16 protein-coding genes and 1 pseudogene are annotated in these 18316 nt (G+C 55.7%); 14 read left to right on the forward strand and 3 right to left on the reverse strand.

Translation table 11 applies throughout. The annotated features are described in order from the left end of the window. The first annotated feature begins 15 nt into the window (after positions 1 to 15). The 8 genes and pseudogenes from CDO73_RS02645 (at position 16) to CDO73_RS02680 (ending at position 5066) form a co-directional block, all read left to right on the forward strand. Positions 16 to 933, forward strand: coding sequence for a WG repeat-containing protein (locus CDO73_RS02645; RefSeq protein ID WP_179218496.1), 918 nt, complete (start codon positions 16 to 18; stop codon positions 931 to 933). A gap of 11 nt (positions 934 to 944) precedes the next feature. Further along, positions 945 to 1328, forward strand: a complete 384-nt coding sequence (locus CDO73_RS02650) for a YxiG family protein (protein WP_088486941.1) — start codon at positions 945 to 947, stop codon at positions 1326 to 1328. A gap of 41 nt (positions 1329 to 1369) precedes the next feature. Further along, complete coding sequence (locus CDO73_RS02655) at positions 1370 to 1924, forward strand: hypothetical protein (protein WP_088486942.1); 555 nt, start codon at positions 1370 to 1372, stop codon at positions 1922 to 1924. A gap of 450 nt (positions 1925 to 2374) precedes the next feature. After that, the gene (locus tag CDO73_RS02660; protein ID WP_143536054.1) at positions 2375 to 2728 is read left to right on the forward strand and encodes a hypothetical protein; all 354 of its coding nucleotides are present in this window, start codon (positions 2375 to 2377) and stop codon (positions 2726 to 2728) included. A gap of 1 nt (position 2729) precedes the next feature. After that, complete coding sequence (locus CDO73_RS02665) at positions 2730 to 3236, forward strand: Imm42 family immunity protein (protein ID WP_088486944.1); 507 nt, start codon at positions 2730 to 2732, stop codon at positions 3234 to 3236. A 206-nt stretch (positions 3237 to 3442) separates the two neighbouring features. After that, a pseudogene (locus CDO73_RS27415) lies at positions 3443 to 3721 on the forward strand (DUF4279 domain-containing protein); the annotation flags it as partial. 282 nt (positions 3722 to 4003) lie between these two features. Beyond that, positions 4004 to 4567 (forward strand): helix-turn-helix domain-containing protein, encoded by a 564-nt coding sequence (locus tag CDO73_RS02675; RefSeq protein ID WP_088486946.1) that lies wholly within the window; start codon positions 4004 to 4006, stop codon positions 4565 to 4567. Between the two features lie 19 nt (positions 4568 to 4586). Further along, the gene (locus CDO73_RS02680; protein WP_088486947.1) at positions 4587 to 5066 is read left to right on the forward strand and encodes a YbaK/EbsC family protein; all 480 of its coding nucleotides are present in this window, start codon (positions 4587 to 4589) and stop codon (positions 5064 to 5066) included. Positions 5067 to 5116: 50 nt separating this feature from the next. Here the strand turns inward: CDO73_RS02680 and CDO73_RS02685 are convergent, their stop codons facing one another. Beyond that, entirely contained in the window at positions 5117 to 5698 is a 582-nt protein-coding gene (locus CDO73_RS02685; protein WP_088486948.1) for a DUF4865 family protein, read from the reverse strand. A 117-nt stretch (positions 5699 to 5815) separates the two neighbouring features. Between CDO73_RS02685 and CDO73_RS02690 the strand changes: the two genes are divergently transcribed. The 3 genes from CDO73_RS02690 to CDO73_RS02700 all read left to right on the forward strand — a co-directional run bounded on the left by CDO73_RS02690 (position 5816) and on the right by CDO73_RS02700 (position 11168). Next, positions 5816 to 6703, forward strand: coding sequence for a LysR family transcriptional regulator (locus CDO73_RS02690; protein ID WP_088486949.1), 888 nt, complete (start codon positions 5816 to 5818; stop codon positions 6701 to 6703). 156 nt (positions 6704 to 6859) lie between these two features. Further along, the gene (locus tag CDO73_RS02695; RefSeq protein WP_088486950.1) at positions 6860 to 8155 is read left to right on the forward strand and encodes an arsenic transporter; all 1296 of its coding nucleotides are present in this window, start codon (positions 6860 to 6862) and stop codon (positions 8153 to 8155) included. Between the two features lie 211 nt (positions 8156 to 8366). Then, positions 8367 to 11168, forward strand: a complete 2802-nt coding sequence (locus tag CDO73_RS02700) for a glycoside hydrolase family 2 TIM barrel-domain containing protein (RefSeq protein ID WP_088486951.1) — start codon at positions 8367 to 8369, stop codon at positions 11166 to 11168. Between the two features lie 856 nt (positions 11169 to 12024). Here CDO73_RS02700 and CDO73_RS02705 read toward each other — a convergent pair. Continuing rightward, positions 12025 to 14472 carry a molybdopterin-dependent oxidoreductase gene (locus tag CDO73_RS02705; protein ID WP_088486952.1) on the reverse strand — a complete coding sequence of 816 codons (2448 nt, stop codon included), beginning with the start codon at positions 14470 to 14472 and terminating at the stop codon, positions 12025 to 12027. Continuing rightward, on the reverse strand, positions 14469 to 14900 hold the full coding sequence (locus tag CDO73_RS02710; protein WP_088486953.1) for a hypothetical protein: 432 nt from the start codon (positions 14898 to 14900) through the stop codon (positions 14469 to 14471). The genes CDO73_RS02705 and CDO73_RS02710 overlap by 4 nt, the downstream gene beginning before the upstream one ends. A 248-nt stretch (positions 14901 to 15148) precedes the next feature. Between CDO73_RS02710 and CDO73_RS02715 the strand changes: the two genes are divergently transcribed. From CDO73_RS02715 to CDO73_RS02725, 3 genes are read left to right on the forward strand one after another with little or no spacing between them, the layout of a single operon-like run. Beyond that, a complete protein-coding gene (locus CDO73_RS02715) occupies positions 15149 to 15814 on the forward strand; it encodes a GntR family transcriptional regulator (protein WP_088486954.1) in 666 nt (221 codons plus the stop codon). A 54-nt stretch (positions 15815 to 15868) separates the two neighbouring features. Beyond that, complete coding sequence (ilvD, locus tag CDO73_RS02720) at positions 15869 to 17569, forward strand: dihydroxy-acid dehydratase (RefSeq protein WP_088486955.1); 1701 nt, start codon at positions 15869 to 15871, stop codon at positions 17567 to 17569. A 26-nt stretch (positions 17570 to 17595) separates the two neighbouring features. Next, on the forward strand, positions 17596 to 18198 hold the full coding sequence (locus CDO73_RS02725; protein WP_088486956.1) for a sugar O-acetyltransferase: 603 nt from the start codon (positions 17596 to 17598) through the stop codon (positions 18196 to 18198). Positions 18199 to 18316: the final 118 nt, after the last annotated feature.

Consider the following 18316-nt stretch of genomic DNA (forward strand, 5'->3'; position numbering starts at 1 on the left):
GGCGACGATCATCTTATGGGTTACGTGAACGACTCCCGCCAGATCGTGATCGAAGCTCAATTCGAGCACGCCGACGAATTCCGCGAAGGTCTGGCGGCAGCGTGGAAAGACGGCAAATATGGATACATCGACATTTCGGGAAAATGGGCAATCGAACCTCGGTATGACTATGCTTACGGATTCGAGAACGGAACCGCCGTCACGATGCAAAAAGAAGATCCCGATGCCAGCGACAGCGTGGAATATTGGAACTTGATTGACGCTTCGGGAAAAGTGAAAGCCAAGACAGACTCCTTCAGAATCTATGATTTTTCGGAAGGTCTGGCTCCGGCTTGGTTGGACTATGAGGGCAATAAAGGTTTTATCGACGAGAAAGGTAAGGTTGTCTTGGAAGGATACGACGAAGTGGACTTTTTCCGTGAAGGATTAGCTGCGGTATCAAAAGCCGGCAAATGGGGATTTATCGATCGGACCGGAAAAGTCGTGATCCCTCTGATCTACGAACATGCTTTTTCTTTTAGCGGTCAAAGGGCTGTGGTGAAGGTAGCGGACAAATGGGGATTTATCGATCATCAAGGGAAAGCGATCATTGCCCCGCGTTACGATGCTGCACACTCTTTTTCGGAAGGGTTGGCGCTGGTCAAATTCAAAGGCAAGATTGGATATATCGGCCCTGCGGGTCAATGGGCAATCCCACCGGAGTGGGACGAGGCAGAAGATTTTTCGGAAGGTCTAGCTGCCGTATCGGTAAACAGCGTGCAAAAAAGAGGATACATCAATAAAAAAGGAGAGCTGGCGATCAAACCCGAATACTTGGAGACTTTTCCCGCCGAACACGGTCTGATGAAAGTAAGCCGCGATCAGGTGGGCGAATATTTTTATATCGACAAACAAGGCAATGAGGTGGAGTTTTTGCCTTTGCCGAAAGAATAAGGCGGTGGGAAATGAGAACGCTTGAAGAACTGACATCGTTATTATGGGGATGCGAGATTACGGATTATCATTTCGACCTTAAAAACCATTCCGTTTCTTTGAATCTCAAAAGAGTGTTTAATCATACGAAGACTCTGTTCGAGGCGAGAATGAAAGGCGTGTGTTCATTTTCTTGGATAAACGCAGCCGCGGACGAACGGAAAAAGGTGGACGATTGGGAGTACATCGATCTGGTTTCTTTTGATGTAATAAGCGGCGTAAGAATGCATATCAAAGGCGATGATTTTCTGAACGATTATGTACAAGCCCCTAATCTATGTCTGGAGATCGGCGATTCGGTGCTTTTGATCGAAGCTCGATTTCTTTGCATCGACGGCGAGGATTTTGAATTATAGAGCGTTGAAGAAATAACACACCTCTTAGTTAGGAGACCCCTATGCATTATTGGCAGATCAGAAAGTACCCTCCGCTCGAGAAAGGGAAAAAACCTCGAAAAAAGATCCGGACATGGACGTCTATCGTCGATATCGGAAACTTCTATTACGGATCCCTATTTACCGAGGAAGAATATTTGGAAATCGAAGATAAGTATGTAGAAGCGGTGAATTCGTATCTGAAGTTTTTGGGAATTGATCGTTTAGAATTGATGTTTTTAGGCAGCGATCAGAAAACATTTATCGAACATAGCCAAAAGTATCCGAAATGCTATACGGAAGAGATCATTGAATTTTATTACGAGCTTCACGGCGATGCTTTCGTAGCCGGAGATTGTATCGAACACGCGGTGCGGCTTTCGTTGAGAGAAGACGTATCGTGTCAAATGAGAAAAGAACGGCTTTTATTCGTGAACTGCACTTATGATTTATACATGGACATAGGGAGCAATCAAGAAGATCGCGGGGTTATCGAGAAAATAAGACAATCGGGTTTGTACGCGGATTTGTGGGATCATGAATGTCAGACTAATCTTTGGGAACCGCCTAAGGGATAAGAGCATATACATATAGAGGAAAATATTGTTACGCCGATGAAAAGATATATTCGATTAAAAAATGAATTATCGGAAAAGACGTTCGATGATAGGGCAAGGTCTATTGAGCTTAATCTTCATTACGAAGAAGTCGTCCCGTTTTTATGGAACTGCAAATGCTGGGCGGTGGTCACTCTGATCTTACAAATTAAAGTCCGAACATAGGGATCCAAGTTCCAGACGCTTGGGTTCCCCTCTTTAAGCCTCTATCCACTTAGAAAAGAAGTGAGATTATGGCACAGAAGCTCTATCATCTTATCTTGCCGCGGGGATATAACTTTTACGAATCCCCCTTCAACTGGTAGTCGAATGCAAAGAACTGCCGAATGGCTTATTAATCTCCACGCCATTTTGACGTACATGAAGAGAGACTGTTTTTTTACGCATTCGAACGCGAAGCGAGGAGGCCTCATGACATTCACACATGTGCTGTTGGAAGTGTATTGCAGCAAATTCGATCCGGAGCTTAACGAAACTTGCAGCAAAGAAGAAGTACCCGGCTATTCGTGTTTGGCAGAAAGATGTCCGAATGTGAGCTATACCTATGCCGATCACGAGATTGCTTATACAGGCAAACTCGGCCAAACTTCGGATACGCAATCTTTTATCGGGTTCGGGGGAGAGATGCTGCCGGATGACGCGGACGAGCAGGAAGAAATCCGATTGAAAAAAGTCTGGGAAGAGATCTGCAAAAAGAAAATCGCCGAAGCTTACGAAGAGTATATGTCCGGATTGTATTCGGATCACAAGAATAGAGAGGGATAACATGATTATAGGAAACCGATCCCGTTTTGCTGTCGAATTCGAAATGAACGATCCCGATCAAAACGTTTTGGAAGGTCTATATCTCTGGATCAATAGCGAAAAATTTGGCGGCACGGAAGGGTGGTTGTCTATAAGAGACGTCGTGTTCGTGATGCAGGATGCAATGATGTATAGAGGCCGAAGAATCGATCCAGACTTATTTTCATTATCCGGAGCGGAGGCTTTTTATAGATTGCATGCGGCTCTGTACGAAGGCGAGAGCGAATGGGCAGCTATCGCGAATAGGGAAGAATGGGCAAGATTTCAAATCGCGATGAGTATCGGGGAGTTGGGCGACTATCAGATTTTTCTGATCGAGAACGATCTTCTGCGCAAGGGACGTATATGGATTGCGGATGTCACTTCGAGAGGTTCCGATATGGAAGTAAAAGAACATGAACTTTCGTATGGAGAGTTTGATCAGGTTCTCTCGTTAACTTGCGAAGCTTTAGAACGACTAAGCAAATGATGCGGGCATGAGAGAAAGATTTATTCGATCAGCTTACCGCAAAGATATCATGCAGAACGGGGGAAGACATGAACGATCCTAGAATCCGAATCGACTTTTGGCTGACCGGAGACGTGTTCGATCCTCACGAAATTACGGAAATTCTTGGGATCGTTCCCACGCGGACCTGATTAAAGAAAGATTGCCCGCTTCCGCAAACGGCAGCAACCACTTGGAAACTCTCGACGGAAAAAGAAGAGTCCCGATCGATCAGCCGGACATTGGATCAACTATTGGAACAGCTGCGACTCAAAATTCCGGACATTAACGAGATTTGCCGAAAGCGGGACTTAATGGTTTCTTTTGTCGCTATGGTAGAGATGGAAGCAGAGAACAGACCCGAATTTTGGCTGACCCAAGATCATATTTCTCTGATGGCCGCGTTGCAAGCCGATTTCAGCATCGATCTGTATGTGTACGAGGATTTAGAAACGACTTTTTCGTAAAGAGGGAGCCTATGCGCAAATCGAGAGAACTTTTCATTGATCCCATGTCGGCGTTTCTGCATGCCTTAGATTTCCGTCGACAAAGCAGTAATTGGATTTTGTATTGTATACATAAATAAATGTATAGTATAATATACAAAAAATCAGACCATTCGCTCGTTCGCCGCAAAACATGAAACCAAGCACATTCTAAAAATAACAGAGCTGACGTTATAACGGCTCTGCTTTTTTAATCCTGCATAACGGAAGCGGCGAACCGCGGACCTAGGAGGGAGCGCCGTATTGGAAGACGCCATTCACGTCCGCATTGGACAAAATTTGCAGCGGATTCGCAAGCAGCGCGGTCTTAGTCTCGACAAGCTGGCGGCTTTGACGAACGTCAGCAAAGGCATGCTGCACCAAATGGAACGGGGAGACATTCAACCGACGGTAACCACCGTCTGGAAAATCGCGACAGGGCTCAATATTTCCTTCTCGTCCTTGCTGCGCGACGATGATGCGTCCGTCGTTGTCGCCACCCCGGCCCATCTGCCGAATGTGACGGAGGATGACGGTCGCTGCCGCATCTATATGCTGTTTCCGTTCGATCCGCAAACGAAGATGGAAATGTTCACGATGGTGCTGGATGCGGGTACCGATTATACTTCCGTTCCGCACCAGCAAGGCGTATATGAATTTTTGAACGTAACGGACGGTACGCTTCGGATGGACATTCAGGGCGAGTCTTATACGCTGAACGCCGGACAAGCGATCCGATTTGCCGGACATGCGGCGCATCGATATATCAACCCGTCTGCGACGATCACGACGGTTCAAGTTACGATGTACTACAGCGAACAAGAATGATTCGAAGGAGGAAATTTAGATGGAATCTCTGCGCAACGAAGGCAGCAGACGCGTGCAAGCCGCACTGATCGAGGGCGGTTATCCGAACAAGCTCGTCGAGCTGTCCGATAACGCCCACACCGCACAAGCAGCCGCGGAATCGCTTGGCTGCGACGTTGCACAAATCGCCAAGTCGATCGTATTCCGATTGAAAGAAAGCGACAGTCCGCTTCTCGTGATCGCGAGCGGAATCAACCGGGTCAACGAAAAGAAAATCGCGGCCGCCCTGGACCAGCGCGTCGGCAAAGCGGATGCGGATTTCGTGCGGGAAAAAACCGGCTTCGTTATTGGCGGCGTGTCTCCGATCGGACATCTCCGGCCGATTCGGACGATTGTCGACGAAGATCTTTTTCAATACCGAACCTTATGGGCTGCCGCCGGACATCCGAAAACGGTGTTCGAGGTAACGGCCGCGCAGCTGGTCGCCATGACGGGCGGACAGGTGATGTCGATTACGTGATTTGTTCTCTTAGACTGCAATTATCGCATCTGGCAGGTACAAGTTTTCGCTTACCGCGATACATGCAGTACCTCGTACACCGTAATCGCATAGTCCTTTCCTTGTAATCGTCGATCCCGCTCCGTCTGATCTCTCCATTCCTCCGGTAGCGTCTCGTAAAAAGCAAACCGGCTGAATCCCCACTTATCCGGGTTATACACCAGCACCTCGCTCGCCGCGTCTCCGGCATTCGGAAGCTGCGCCGCCAATATTTCTCCGAAACCGGTGAGCGACGCAGCGCGCGGAATGCGGCCCGCAACCTCGACGGCCCAGCGCACGCGTGGGAACTCTTCGCCGATCCGCATCGACAGCGGCACGCCGATATTCACCTGCTGCCAGCCGAACGAAGCGAGGATATTGTCGTAAGGCCCGCCCAGCAGAAATCGATTCATCCCTCCGTGGTCGTTCCATAAATAGAAAGGCGCGTAGCGATTAGCGTCGTTGCCGAATCGGTCTTTTTCCGAGATCAGATACGTTTTGAACGCCAAGTCGGGGAAACCGTCGGTCTTGGATCCGTTCTGCTGCGCTCTCTCCTTGATGATCTGCATGTTATAATCGGCAGGAAGAGGAATCACGTACTGCATGGCAATCATGAGGATCGTCCTTTCTTTCGCGTAGTCGTTTGTTGCCTTTTCAGCTTACAAGAGAATGTCGGGCGGCAGGTAACGATCGGAAATGAATAGGGGGATCATCGAAAGTGAGGGGACAAAATGGAGCTGAACGATCTGGAGATCTTCCGCAGCGTGGCGAAGCACGGTTCGATGTCCAAAGCGGCGGCGGAACTCGGTTACGTCCAATCGAACGTCACTTCGCGGATTCGGGCGTTGGAAGAAGAATTCGGGGTTCGCTTGCTGGACCGTTCGCCGCGGGGAGCGAGTCTGAGACCGGAAGGCGAACGGCTGCTGATCTACGCCGATCGTATCCATGAATGGATCGAACAGGCGAAGCTCGAAGTGCCTTCGGCCGAGCGGCGTCCGCTGCGGATCGGCGCTACGCAGACGCTGACGGCGGCTTATCTGCAAGAAGTTCTGCTCGACCCCGAAGAAGGAGCGCAGCTGTTCACCCGAACGTTGGACGAACTGTCCGCGATGCTTGATCGCGGCGAACTGGATCTGATGCTGGTCAATCGGGAGCCGGAGAGAGCGGAACGCTGGGTTAGAATGTTGGAAGCGGACGAACCGATCGGCTGGGCGGCGGGTTCTTCTGTTTCCGCTCAGGCGGCAGGGTCGGCGTTTCCGCCGGAACTTCCGGTGCTGGCAGCGCGCGACCCGCTTTGTCCGTACCGGCGGCAGACGCTGAACTGGCTCGCGGAGACAGATTCGCCGCGCCGGTTGATCGAAGCCGATACGCTGGATAGCGTGATCGCGATCGTGGAGAGCGGCCGCGGGATCGCGCTGCTGCCTCGGAAGCTCCATACGACGCGCATGCGCGAAGCGGAGATGCCGGGATTCCGCGAAGAAGCGGTGAAGATCGCCGTCTATGCCCGCGCCGAACTTCCGGAATTCGCGGAGCGGAAGATCGAAGAATTTTGTCGAAATTTGCAGGGCATGATTGAACAAGACGCAAACGGTCCAATAAAAACGGGAGAGACGGCTTAACGGCCGGGTTCTCTCTTTTTGCTTGCTTCGTTTCGAAGAAGCGGATACTCTATATAAAGTCATGCCCATGCTGAATGACGGACGCAAGTACCTTGACCAAGTTAACTGTAAGGTTGGTTAAAGTACTAGATCCGTCTAATTACTGGAGGTTGAAAGGTGCACGCTGCGCTGTGGGCAATTTTTATTTTCGTATTGACGCTGTTTCTGGTGATTCGCCGTCCGTTCGGTCTGCCGATCGGGTGGTCCGCCTGCGGAGGAGCGGCGTTGGCGCTGCTGACGGGCGTCGTCGGGCTGCAGGACGTGCGCGACGTGACCGACGTGGTCTGGAACGCGACGCTGGCTTTCGTGGCGATCATCCTGATCTCGCTCGTGCTGGATCGGGTCGGTCTGTTCGAATGGGCGGCGCTGCACGTCGCGCGCGCGGCCGGAGGAAGCGGAACGCGGATGTTCGTCTATCTGGTGCTGCTCGGAGCGGTCGTGGCCGCGCTGTTCGCCAATGACGGGGCCGCGCTGATCTTGACGCCGATCGTGCTGGCGATGGTACGGGCGCTGAAGCTCGACGAGAAACAGGTCTTTCCGTTTATTATCGCGGGCGGCTTTATCGCGGATACGACGTCGCTGCCGCTCTTGATCAGCAATCTGGTCAATATCGTATCGGCGGATTATTTCGGCATCGGCTTTATCCGGTACGCGGTCGTGATGTTCATGCCGAACTTGTTCGCGTTGGCGGCGAGTCTCGGGGTGCTGTACTTCTTTTTCCGCAAAAGCATTCCTCGCACCTTCGACGCCGCCGGGGTTAAAGCTCCGGTTACCGCGATTCGCGATCCGAAGCTGTTCCGCATTTCGTGGGTGGTGGTCGGTCTGCTGCTCGTCGGATATTTCGCGGGCGAGCTGGCCGGCATTCCGCTGTCGCTGACGGCCGGCGCGATCGCGATCATTTTCTTGATCATGGCCCGCCGCAGTCCCGCGATTTCGGTCAAATCGGTACTCAAAGAATCGCCGTGGTCGATCGTCTTTTTCTCCGTCGGCATGTACGTGGTCGTCTACGGCCTGCGCAACGCGGGACTGACCGATCTGCTGGCGGAAGGCATCCGGGCATTCTCCCATTCGGGACTGTTCGCCGCGACGATGGGCATGGGCTTCTTGAGCGCCGTGTTGTCTTCGGTCATGAACAATCTGCCGACGGTGCTGATCGGGGCGCTGGCGATCGATACGGCGGATATCGGCGGCAAGATTCACGAAGCGCTGGTCTACGCGAACGTGATCGGAGCCGACCTCGGACCGAAACTGACGCCGATCGGCTCGCTGGCGACGCTGCTCTGGCTGCACGTGCTGAACAACAAAGGCATCCGCATCACTTGGGGAACCTATTTCAAGATCGGCGTCATCCTGACGATTCCGACGCTGTTCATCACGCTGCTCGGCTTGTATTTGTGGCTATTGGTCGTCTAGCCGACGTATGCGGAAACGGAACATTTTAATAACGAAGATCCCTGAATCCTTGAGATTCGGGGATTTTTTCATATAAGAATATGGAATTGTATAGCGCTTACGAAAACGTTATAGTAATACAGGAAGGCGGAAGGAGAACGGCGGAAGATCGCAAACGTTCGACGCTTCCGGACTTTGATGAGAACGCATTCAATAACGGGGAGAGATGACCATGTTAAACCAAATAGATCTGTCCGGCATCTGGCGATTGAGTCTGGACGAGCAGCAGCAAGGGCAGCCGAGCAAGTTCGAAGACACGATCGAACTGCCGGGGACGACGTCGCACGCGCGCAAAGGCAAACGCAATGAAGAGAAGCTGATCGGTTCGTTGACGGACAGCTACAAATTCGAAGGTTCCGCTTGGTTCGCCCGAGAGATCGAAGTGACGGACGAGCTGGCTTCGCGTACCGTATTTCTGCATCTGGAGCGCACGCGCTTGACCACGGTCTGGCTGAACGGCGAAAAGATCGGCAGCCGCGATAGCTTGAACGCCCCGCACGTCTACGATCTGACCGGCAAACTGACGGCGGGAACCGCCGAGCTGGTCATTCGCGTCGACAATGTCGGCTATCCGACCAAAGGCGGTCATATGACGTCGCCGGACACGCAGACCAACTGGAACGGGATTACGGGAGCGATCGAACTGCGCGTGTATGGAGCGTCGCGTCTGGAAGAGCTGCGCACCTATCCGAACGTCGCCGGCCGCAGCGTGCGGATTACGGCGAAGGTCGCAGGCGCCGGGGCGGCGAGACTGCGCGTGTCGGCCGAGAGTTTCAGCGGAGAAGGAGAACTTGCGGTCGGGCCGGCCGAGTTCGAATTGAGCGGCGGCAGTCTCGATGTCGTCTACGAAATGGGCGAAAAGGCGAAGCTCTGGAGCGAATGGTCGCCGGAACTGTACAATCTCAAGCTGGAACTGCTGAGCGCGGACGGCGAAGCGATCGATACGGAGAAAAGCATTTTCGGGCTGCGCGAGTTCAAACCGGCCGGCGACAAGTTCGAGATCAACGGGAAGCGGACGTTTCTGCGAGGCAAGCACGACGGCCTTATTTTCCCGCTGACCGGCTATGCGCCGACCTCGGTCGACGAATGGGTGCGCGTGCTGAACATCTCCAAGTCGTACGGCATGAACCATTACCGTTTCCATACGGCCTGCCCGCCGGAAGCGGCGTTTATCGCGGCGGACATGCTGGGCGTCTACATGGAGCCGGAGCTGCCGTTCTGGGGCACCGTGACGGTACCTGGAGACGAGAATCACAATCAGGCGGAGCAGGATTACCTGATCGAAGAAGGCTATGCGATTCTGCGCGCGTTCGGCAACCATCCGTCGTTCGTCATGTTCTCGCTCGGCAACGAACTGTGGGGCAGTCGGGAGAAGATCGACTCGATCCTCGCGGACTACAAAGCCTTCGACGGCCGCCCGCTCTATACGCAGGGTTCGAACAACCATCAATGGGTGCCGGAGCTGCTGGAACACGACGACTTCTTCTGCGGGGTGCGTTTTACGCGCGAGCGGTTGTTCCGCGGTTCGTACGCCATGTGCGATGCGCCGCAGGGCCATGTGCAGGTATCGCCTCCGGGCACGCTGACGGATTACGACGAAGCGATCAGTCCTTCGCGCCGGCAAGCCGGCAGCGACGAAGAAAGCGGCAAGCAGCAGATTCAGATCCAATACGGCACGGAGATGAAAACGGTCGAAGGCGACGGCGGAGGCGATTGGGTGTCGCCGCTGCCTGTCGTCTCGCACGAGATCGGGCAGTACGCGACGTATCCGGATTTCCGCGAGATCGACAAATATACCGGTTCGCTGCAAGCGGAGAACTTCAAGATCTTCAAGCGGCGGCTGGAGGAAAAAGGACTCGGTCATCTGGCGCAGGCTTATTTCGAAAATTCGGGCAAGCTGGCGATGGAGAATTACAAAGAAGAACTGGAAGCGGCGCTGCGTTCGCGCAAATTGGCCGGTTTCCAACTGCTCGATCTGCAGGATTTCAGCGGGCAGGGGACGGCGCTGGTCGGCGCGCTGGATGCCTTCATGGATTCGAAAGGGCTGATCTCGCCGGAAGATTGGCGTTCGTTCTGCGCCGACGCGGTTCTGCTCGCGCGCTTCGAGTCGTACCATCTCGTTAGCGGCGATACGTTCCGCGCAGCGGTCGAGTTGAGCTGGTTCCGTCCGGAAGCGCCGGGAGCGCTCGAAGTGTCTTGGACGTTGGCATCCGGCCGCGAGACGTTGGGCGAAGGCATGATCGCGGCCGAGATCGCGGCGAGCGGCGATCTGTTCGAAATCGGCAGGATCGAATGGAAAGTGCCGGATGTCCGATCAATGCGCAAAATCGAGTTGACGCTGCGCCTTGCGGGAACCGACGTCTACAAACGCTACGATCTGTGGCTCTATCCATCGGATGTCCGGGTCGATTACGACGGCGTGCATGTGTTCGAGAATTTGACGGACGAAGCCCGGACGCGGTTGGCCGAAGGCGGCAAGGTCCTGCTGATGCCCAAGATCTCGGCGTTGGAAAATACGATCGAAGGGACTTACGCGGCGGACTTCTGGTGCTTCCCGATGTTCCGTTCGATCTCCGAAAGCATGGACCGCAAGATTCCGGTCGGCACGCACGGCCTGCTGGTGCGCAATCAGCATCCGGCGCTGCGCGATTTCCCGAGCGAAACGCATTCCACCTACGCTTGGTGGAACGTGGTCATGAATTCGCGTTCCGTCATTCTCGACGGCACCCCGAGCGAGTGGGAGCCGATCGTGCAGACGATCGACAATTTCGAACGCAACCATAAGCTGGGCCTGCTGTTCGAATGCCGAACGGGCGGCGGCAGCCTGCTCGTCTGCGCCGTCGACGCCGCCGCGGCCGGACAGTCGCCGGACGGACGGCAGTTCCTGAGCAGCGTGCTGAATTACGCGCGGTCGGAAGCCTTCGCGCCGACGTTCGAGATCGGGTTGGAAGAGTTGGAAGCGATGATTCGTTAAGGAGAACGGACACGTCGGATACTCGATCTCGATCAGATTTCTGCTCTAACGGAACGAGACGACGCTTAGAGCCCGATTTCGGACGTTTCAAAATCCTAACGGAACCAGATGACGCTTAGAGCGAAAAAACAGTCATTTTTCGCGATTTTCGGCCGGTTTTGCGATTCTAACGAATCTGTGTTCCGTTAGGATTCCAATGACCGCTCAGAGGCCGCTCTAACGAATCTACGATCCGTTAGAGCGGCTGAAGCGGCGGAGGTGGGGGGGCGGCGAGTTCGCTTCTCCGCCCGCACGATGTAGGAGCGCTGATCCTGCTGCTCCGATCCGAGAGGGATTGGAGCGGCTTCATGCTCGCGGCCGTTCGGATCGGAGCCGAACCGCTAACGAGCGCGAAGCGGTCAAGCAGCCGAACCGCTGCCTTCTGGCCGATCTTCCTTCTAGCGGCCGGTGCGCCCGGAATCGCCGGAACGTCGAACCGCTCCGGCGTTCGAGCATCGTCGCGAACCGCTTAAAGCTCGACAAAAAGCCGTACTCTTCAAACCGAAGAGTACGGCTTTTCGATTTACCTTCGACGGTATCCGTTCGTTGTCCGATACCGAACATTCTCGCTCGACATCAAGATCCGTCGATATCGAGACATGAAGTCTCGACATCTGCCATGACTGAATACGACATCCCGATGTCTCGTTCCGACTCGGCTGCCTAAGCCGGAGTCGCGACCCGAATACCTGCCGCCGAACCGAATTGAAACTCTAGCGCGAAGCTGATAGCTTGGCGTTATGAATCCATAAATCCATAGAGCTGCAAGGACATCGACTATCACGCTGTCGCGCCGGCACGCCCGATCAGCCTCGTATCACTCCTCCATCGTCGTCCGCTGAAACTCCGTCCGCTGCGGCGTATAAGGCTGGATCGGGACGTTGATCACGGAGATCGGGACTTCGAGCTGCTGGCCGGTCTGGATGCCGTAAGGCGTCTCGATCCGGTTGACCTTGAGCAGGTCTTCCACGCTCATGCCGTACTGCTCGGCGATGTAGCCGAGCGTCTCGCCGCTGGCGACGAGATGCGGCTTGCGCAGCTTCTCGATCCGGCAGGCCGACTGCTTGAACGTCGGCTGCTTGGACAGCGGATCGACGAAGTCGGCCGTCAGGTCGTTGGCGGCCTGATTGCTTTCCCAACTGCCGAAATGGAACGGCACGAACACAAGGCCCGGCTGTACGGCGTCGCCGATCTTCGCCGGCACTTCGATCTGTCCGCGCGGGGACGCCACGCGCACGACTTCGCCTTCGACGATGCCGAGTTCGCGGGCATCCTCGGTATTCACTTCGACGTAGCCGTGCGGAGCGGCGGCTTGCAGATAAGGCGAGCGCCCCGTCTTGGTGCGCGTATGCCAATGCCAGACGAGCCGGCCGGTCGTCAGCCACATCGGGAAGTCGCCGCCGGGCTGCTCGGACGGCGGGTTGTAGCGGGTCGCGTGCAGAATCGCGCGCCCGTCGGCCTTTTTGGCCGCGTATTCGTCGTGGGTCAGCGCGCGGCCGGTGAACTGATCTTTGGTGTAGCTCTGCGCGTAATCGGCAGAGGTATGGAATTTGAGGTCCTCGTACAGCCGGACCGTGCCTTCCGGGCGTTCCGCCGTCGCGGGCCAACGCAGGCCGTTATGCTGCTCCAGCAGATCGTAGGTCATTCCAGTCATGTCGCACGGACGGCCGCGCGAGACTTCTTTCCATTCTTCGAACGCTTCTTCCGGCGTCGAATAACCGATCAGCGGATTGCCGTCTTTGTCGCGGAAATCCATGCGTTTCGCGAAGTCGAGCAGAATGTCGAGGTCGGAACGCACGCCTTCCGGCGGCTCGACCGCTTGGCGCAGCAGATTGATGCGGCGGTCGGCGTTCTCCATCGTGCCGGTCTTCTCGCCCCACATGGCGGCGGGGAGGACCACGTCGGCGACTTTGGACGTTTCGGTCAGGAAATGGTCCTGCATGATCACGAACACTTTTTCCAATGCGGCTTTTGCCCGCTTGCGGTTGGGCAGGGACACGAGCGGATTCGTGCCGATATTCCAGAAGATGTCGATCTGACCCTGTTCGATCATCTCGAGCTGTTCTTCGATGCCTTTTTCCGGACCGGCGGGCAGCTTCGATTCGTCCACGTTCCACAGCTTCGCCATCTCTTGCAGATGCTGCGGGTTCATCGGATTGCGGTGCGCCGGATAGGTACCCACGCCGCCCGCCGTGCGGTTAGCGGACGAACTCGGCTGCCCCGCCATATGCAGCGGGCCGCAGCCCGGCTTGCCGATCAAGCCGCGCACCAGATGCATATTGTTGATCGCCACGCAGGCGGTCGTCGCGTCCGCGCTCTGGAACGCGCCCTGCAGCGTCGTCGTGACCAGCGAAGGCGTCTCGGACAGCATGCGGCCGGCTTCCCGCAGCGTCTCGACCGGAATGCCGGTGACTTCGGACGTGCGTTCCGGCGTCCATTCGTCCAGCGCTTCGCGCATCCCGTCGAACCCGATCGTATGCTGCGCGATAAAGTCTTCGTCGGCGGATCCGTTGTCCAGCATCATCCGCAGCAGCCCGTTCAGCAGCGGCACGTTCGTGCCGGGACGAAGCTGCAAGTGCAGATCCGATCCGCGGACGGTCAGCGTTTTGCGCGGATCGACGGCGATGATGTACGGTTTGCCGGTGTGCGCTTTGCGGTCCATGATGCGTTCGTGCAGCACCGTGCCCGTCTCGGCGACGTTATGTCCGAACAGCATCAGCGTATCGGTCGCGTCGACGTCGTCGTACGAAGCCGGCGCGCCGTCCGCTCCGAACGATTGCAGCAGGCAGAATTCCGTCGTGGCCGTGCACAGCCGCGTATTGGCGTCGAGCAGATGCGTGCCGAGACCCGCGCGTCCGATCTTGGCGATCGTATAATAATCTTCGAGGAACGCTTGTCCGGTCGAATAGATCGAGATGCTGTTCGGTCCTTTGCTGCCCAACGCTTCTTTCATCTTGGCCGCGATCAGATCCATCGCTTCGTCCCATGTCGCGGGCACCAGTTCGCCGAGATCGTTGCGAATCAGCGGAGAGAGGAGGCGATCGGGACTGGCGTTGGCCTGCCACTGGTTTTCGCCTTTGGGTCCGAGCCGTCCGCGGTTAATAGAGTGGTTGCCGTTGCCGCGGATGCCGACGATCCGTTCGTCTTTGACCGCGATCTCGCAGCCGCAGCCCACCGAGCAGAGATTGCAGGTGCTGTATACCCAACGATCCACTTCGCCTTGACTGTAGACGTTCATGTCGATGCGTTCTTTTTGCCAGCTCATCGCACGCCTCCCGTTTGCGGCCGGTACAATGCGGGTACTACATATTTGCTCGCATCGTGGCCGTACGTTTCTTCGATTTCCGCCGCCGCTTTTTTCAAGGTCTTTTTGATGCCGGGAAAACGGTTCTCCAGCTTGGCCGCTTCTTCCGAATCTTCGTGATCCATCCAATCGACCGCCCGCAGCCAAGCGCGAAACGTCGATTCGACGATCTCGTCGTTCAAGTAGACGACCGAACAGTCTTTTTTGAAGTCTTCCAGTTTCGGTTCGTTCTGTTCCAATGCAGGCAGGAGCCGGTTCAGCGCTTCCTGTTCCTCTTCCAATGCCGTGCGAAACAAGACAACGAGCGGGTGACTCATCTGTGCGGTTTCTGTCAGCGTCGTTTCGACTTCGCCGAGCACTTCGGCAAAAAGGGCATGCAATCTGCTCATGAGACTCCTCCTGTTCGGCTTGCGTTTATGCACAACATTACATACCCGTCTTCGCATTTTCGTTAACAAAGACGCGATCTCGTTCGGCTGCACCGATTCTCGGCAGAGTATGGAAAGATAGGGCGACGCCGAAAGACATTTATTTCTGCTTGCGAATCAGCATATGTATGCGATATATTGCATGTAGAACATGTAGGAAGTGAAGATTCGATCATGATCTTTAACCGGTTAATAAAGGAGGACGTTCGTTGCCGATTCCCAAAGATTTTGCCGCGCCTGCGCGAACGACGGCCAAAGAACGGGCATTCTCGCAGATTCAGCGCTGGATTATCGACGGAACGCTGCAGCCCGGAGAGAAACTGCTCGAAGCGGAATTGAGCGAGACGTTGGGCGTAAGCCGGACCCCGGTGCGCGAAGCTTTTCAACTGCTGGAGATGAGAGGGCTCGTCGCGACTTACCCCGGCAGAGAGACCCGAGTCACGCAGATCGAGAAGAAAGACATTTTCAAACTGTATTCGACGCTTGCCGCGCTTCACGCGCTCGCTGCGGAAGTGGCGGCCGAGACCATCGACGCGCAGCGGATCGAACGTCTCCGAGAGCTGAACGCGGAGTTCGAAGAAGCCGTCGAGAACAGTCGGGTTTACCGGGCGATGGAGGCGGACGAGCAATTTCACCGTTTGATCGTCGAAGCATCGGATAATCCGTACACGCTGAGCTTCAGCGACTCGCTTCAGATTCATATTCGCCGTTTCAAATACGTGTTTCTCAAGCAGCATATGGATTCGACGCAAGCGTCCGTCCAAGAACATCTTCGGATCATCGAAGCGTTCGAGCAGCGGCATGCCGCCAAAGCCGGCGAAGCCATGAAACAGAATTTGATCCGCCCGATGCGCGAGTTGGAACGTCTGCTCTAAATTCGGCTTTTCCCGAATGAATCTAACCTCACCTACAGACAGGAGCGAACCTCAATGGAATCGAACACGAACAAAGGCAAAGATCTGCGGATCCGCAGCAAAGTCATCAGCGAGGGAGCGAATCGGGTTCCGAACCGGGCGATGCTTCGAGCGGTCGGATTTACCGACGAAGACTTCAAGAAACCGATGATCGGGGTAGCCAGCACATGGAGCGAAGTGACGCCGTGCAACATGCATATCAACGATCTGGCCTTCAGCGCCAAAAAAGGGGTCAAAGACAGCGGCGGCGCGCCGCTCGTGTTCAACACGATTACCGTATCCGACGGCATCTCGATGGGGCACGAAGGCATGCTGTTCTCGCTGCCGAGCCGCGAAGCGATCGCCGACTCGATCGAGATCGTGACGGGAGCCGAACGTTTCGACGGACTGGTGGCGGTAGGCGGCTGCGACAAGAATACGCCGGCCTGCCTGATGGCGATCGGCCGGATGAACCTGCCCGCGGTCTACGTCTACGGCGGCACGATCCAACCGGGCATTCTGGACGGCAAAAAGATCGATATCGTCTCCGCGTTCGAAGCGGTCGGCCAATATCAAGAAGGCCGCATGACCGACGAAGAATTGAAAAAGGTCGAATGCAGCGCTTGTCCGGGTCCCGGCGCGTGCGGCGGCATGTATACGGCCAACACGATGGCGGCTTCGGCCGAAGCGATGGGCATGAGCCTGCCGGGTTCGTCTTCGACGCCGGCGATCTCGGCCGGCAAAGCGGAAGAATGCGAACGCGCCGGCGCGGCGGTCATCAACCTGCTGGAACAAGGCATCTATCCGCGCGACATCATGACCAAAAAAGCGTTCGAAAACGCGATCACCGTCGTGATGGCGCTCGGCGGTTCGACGAACGCGTTCTTGCACCTGCTCGCGATGGCGCATTCGGTCGAAGTCGATCTGACGCTGGACGATTTCGAGCGCATCCGTCAGAACGTTCCGCATCTGGCGGATCTGAAGCCGAGCGGCGCGCACGTCATGCAGGATCTGAACGATATCGGCGGCGTGCCGGGCGTCATGAAACTGCTGCTCGAACGCGGACTGCTGCACGGCGACTGCATGACGGTAACGGGTCGCACGCTGGCGGAGAATCTCGCGGATATGCCGTCTCTGGAAGAAGGGCAGGATATCATCCGCTCGTTCGACAATCCGCTTAAGCCGAGCGGTCCGCTCGTGGTACTGCGAGGCAATCTGGCTCCGGACGGAGCGGTCGCCAAGATGTCCGGCATGAAAAAGTCCCGCTTTACCGGACCGGCGAAAGTTTATGACAGCGAAGATGCCGCGACGGAAGCGATTATGAAAGACGAGATCCAAAAAGGCGACGTGCTGGTCATCCGCTACTGCGGACCGAAAGGCGGACCGGGCATGCCGGAAATGCTGTCCGTGACCGCGATGATCGTCGGCAAAGGCTTGGGCGGCGAAGTGGCGCTCATGACGGACGGACGTTTCTCCGGCGGTTCGCACGGCTTCGTCGTCGGCCACGTTTCGCCGGAAGCGCAGGTCGGCGGACCGATCGGGCTGCTGCGGACGGGCGATATGGTGACGTTTGACAGCGAAAGCCGGGAGATCACGATGGAAGTTTCCGAGGAAGAATTGGCCGCGCGCGCGGCCGCTTGGACGCAGCCGCCGCTCAAGTTCTCTTCCGGCGTGCTCGCCAAATACGCGCATCTGGTCTCTTCCGCTTCCAAAGGCGCCGTAACCGATCTGTTCTGATTCGGGAAACGGGCAGAAGAGAAAGGATGAATGAATTGAACAAGACGGAAAAAGAAAAAGCGGCCGAAGGGCTGCTGTACGACAACAACAACGATCCGCAGCTCGTGCGCGAGCGGTTGTACTGCAAATCGCTGTGCTTCGAGTATAACCAACTGAGTCCGCTGAAGCTTGCCGAACGCGAAGAACTGATCCGTAAGATCGTCGCCCGGGCGGACGGCCCGTTCTTGATCGAGCAGCCGTTCTACTGCGATCAAGGCTACAATATCGAGTTGGGGAGCAATTTCTTCGCCAATCATAATCTGATCATTCTGGACGCGGCGAAAGTGAAATTCGGCGAGAACGTCTTTATCGGACCGAACTGCGGGTTCTATACCGCCGGCCATCCGCTCGACGTCGAGCAGCGCAATCAAGGATTGGAGTATGCGTATCCGATCACCGTCGGCGACAACGTCTGGTTCGGCGGCAGCGTCGTCGTGCTGCCGGGCGTAACGATCGGCGCAGGCAGCGTGATCGGCGCGGGCAGCGTCGTGAATCGCGATATTCCTCCGGGCGTGGTCGCCGCGGGCAATCCGTGCCGGGTGATTCGCGAGATTACGGACGAAGACCGCAGCCGGTACAAACGAGGATAGAAGGTTACAGCAAGTTCTATGCCCAACAAGCGGCGCGAACCGGACCAATCCGGACGCGCCGCTTTTTTGTCGTGCGGACGCCGATTTCTTTTTCGCCGATCGGATGCTTGACATGAAA

Source organism: Saccharibacillus sp. O23, from assembly GCF_002205895.1.
GTDB lineage: Bacteria > Bacillota > Bacilli > Paenibacillales > Paenibacillaceae > Saccharibacillus.

Coding starts and splice junctions, on each gene's coding strand:
- CDO73_RS02680 (WP_088486947.1), top strand. CDS start 4,587: ATGGAATCTCTGCGCAACGAAGGCAGCAGACGCGTGCAAGCCGCACTG.
- CDO73_RS02665 (WP_088486944.1), top strand. CDS start 2,730: ATGATTATAGGAAACCGATCCCGTTTTGCTGTCGAATTCGAAATGAAC.
- CDO73_RS02645 (WP_179218496.1), top strand. CDS start 16: ATGGGTTACGTGAACGACTCCCGCCAGATCGTGATCGAAGCTCAATTC.
- CDO73_RS02660 (WP_143536054.1), top strand. CDS start 2,375: ATGACATTCACACATGTGCTGTTGGAAGTGTATTGCAGCAAATTCGAT.
- CDO73_RS02725 (WP_088486956.1), top strand. CDS start 17,596: ATGAATGAATTGAACAAGACGGAAAAAGAAAAAGCGGCCGAAGGGCTG.
- CDO73_RS02650 (WP_088486941.1), top strand. CDS start 945: ATGAGAACGCTTGAAGAACTGACATCGTTATTATGGGGATGCGAGATT.
- CDO73_RS02705 (WP_088486952.1), bottom strand. CDS start 14,472: ATGAGCTGGCAAAAAGAACGCATCGACATGAACGTCTACAGTCAAGGC.
- CDO73_RS02685 (WP_088486948.1), bottom strand. CDS start 5,698: ATGATTGCCATGCAGTACGTGATTCCTCTTCCTGCCGATTATAACATG.
- CDO73_RS02655 (WP_088486942.1), top strand. CDS start 1,370: ATGCATTATTGGCAGATCAGAAAGTACCCTCCGCTCGAGAAAGGGAAA.
- ilvD (WP_088486955.1), top strand. CDS start 15,869: ATGGAATCGAACACGAACAAAGGCAAAGATCTGCGGATCCGCAGCAAA.
- CDO73_RS02690 (WP_088486949.1), top strand. CDS start 5,816: ATGGAGCTGAACGATCTGGAGATCTTCCGCAGCGTGGCGAAGCACGGT.
- CDO73_RS02700 (WP_088486951.1), top strand. CDS start 8,367: ATGTTAAACCAAATAGATCTGTCCGGCATCTGGCGATTGAGTCTGGAC.
- CDO73_RS02710 (WP_088486953.1), bottom strand. CDS start 14,900: ATGAGCAGATTGCATGCCCTTTTTGCCGAAGTGCTCGGCGAAGTCGAA.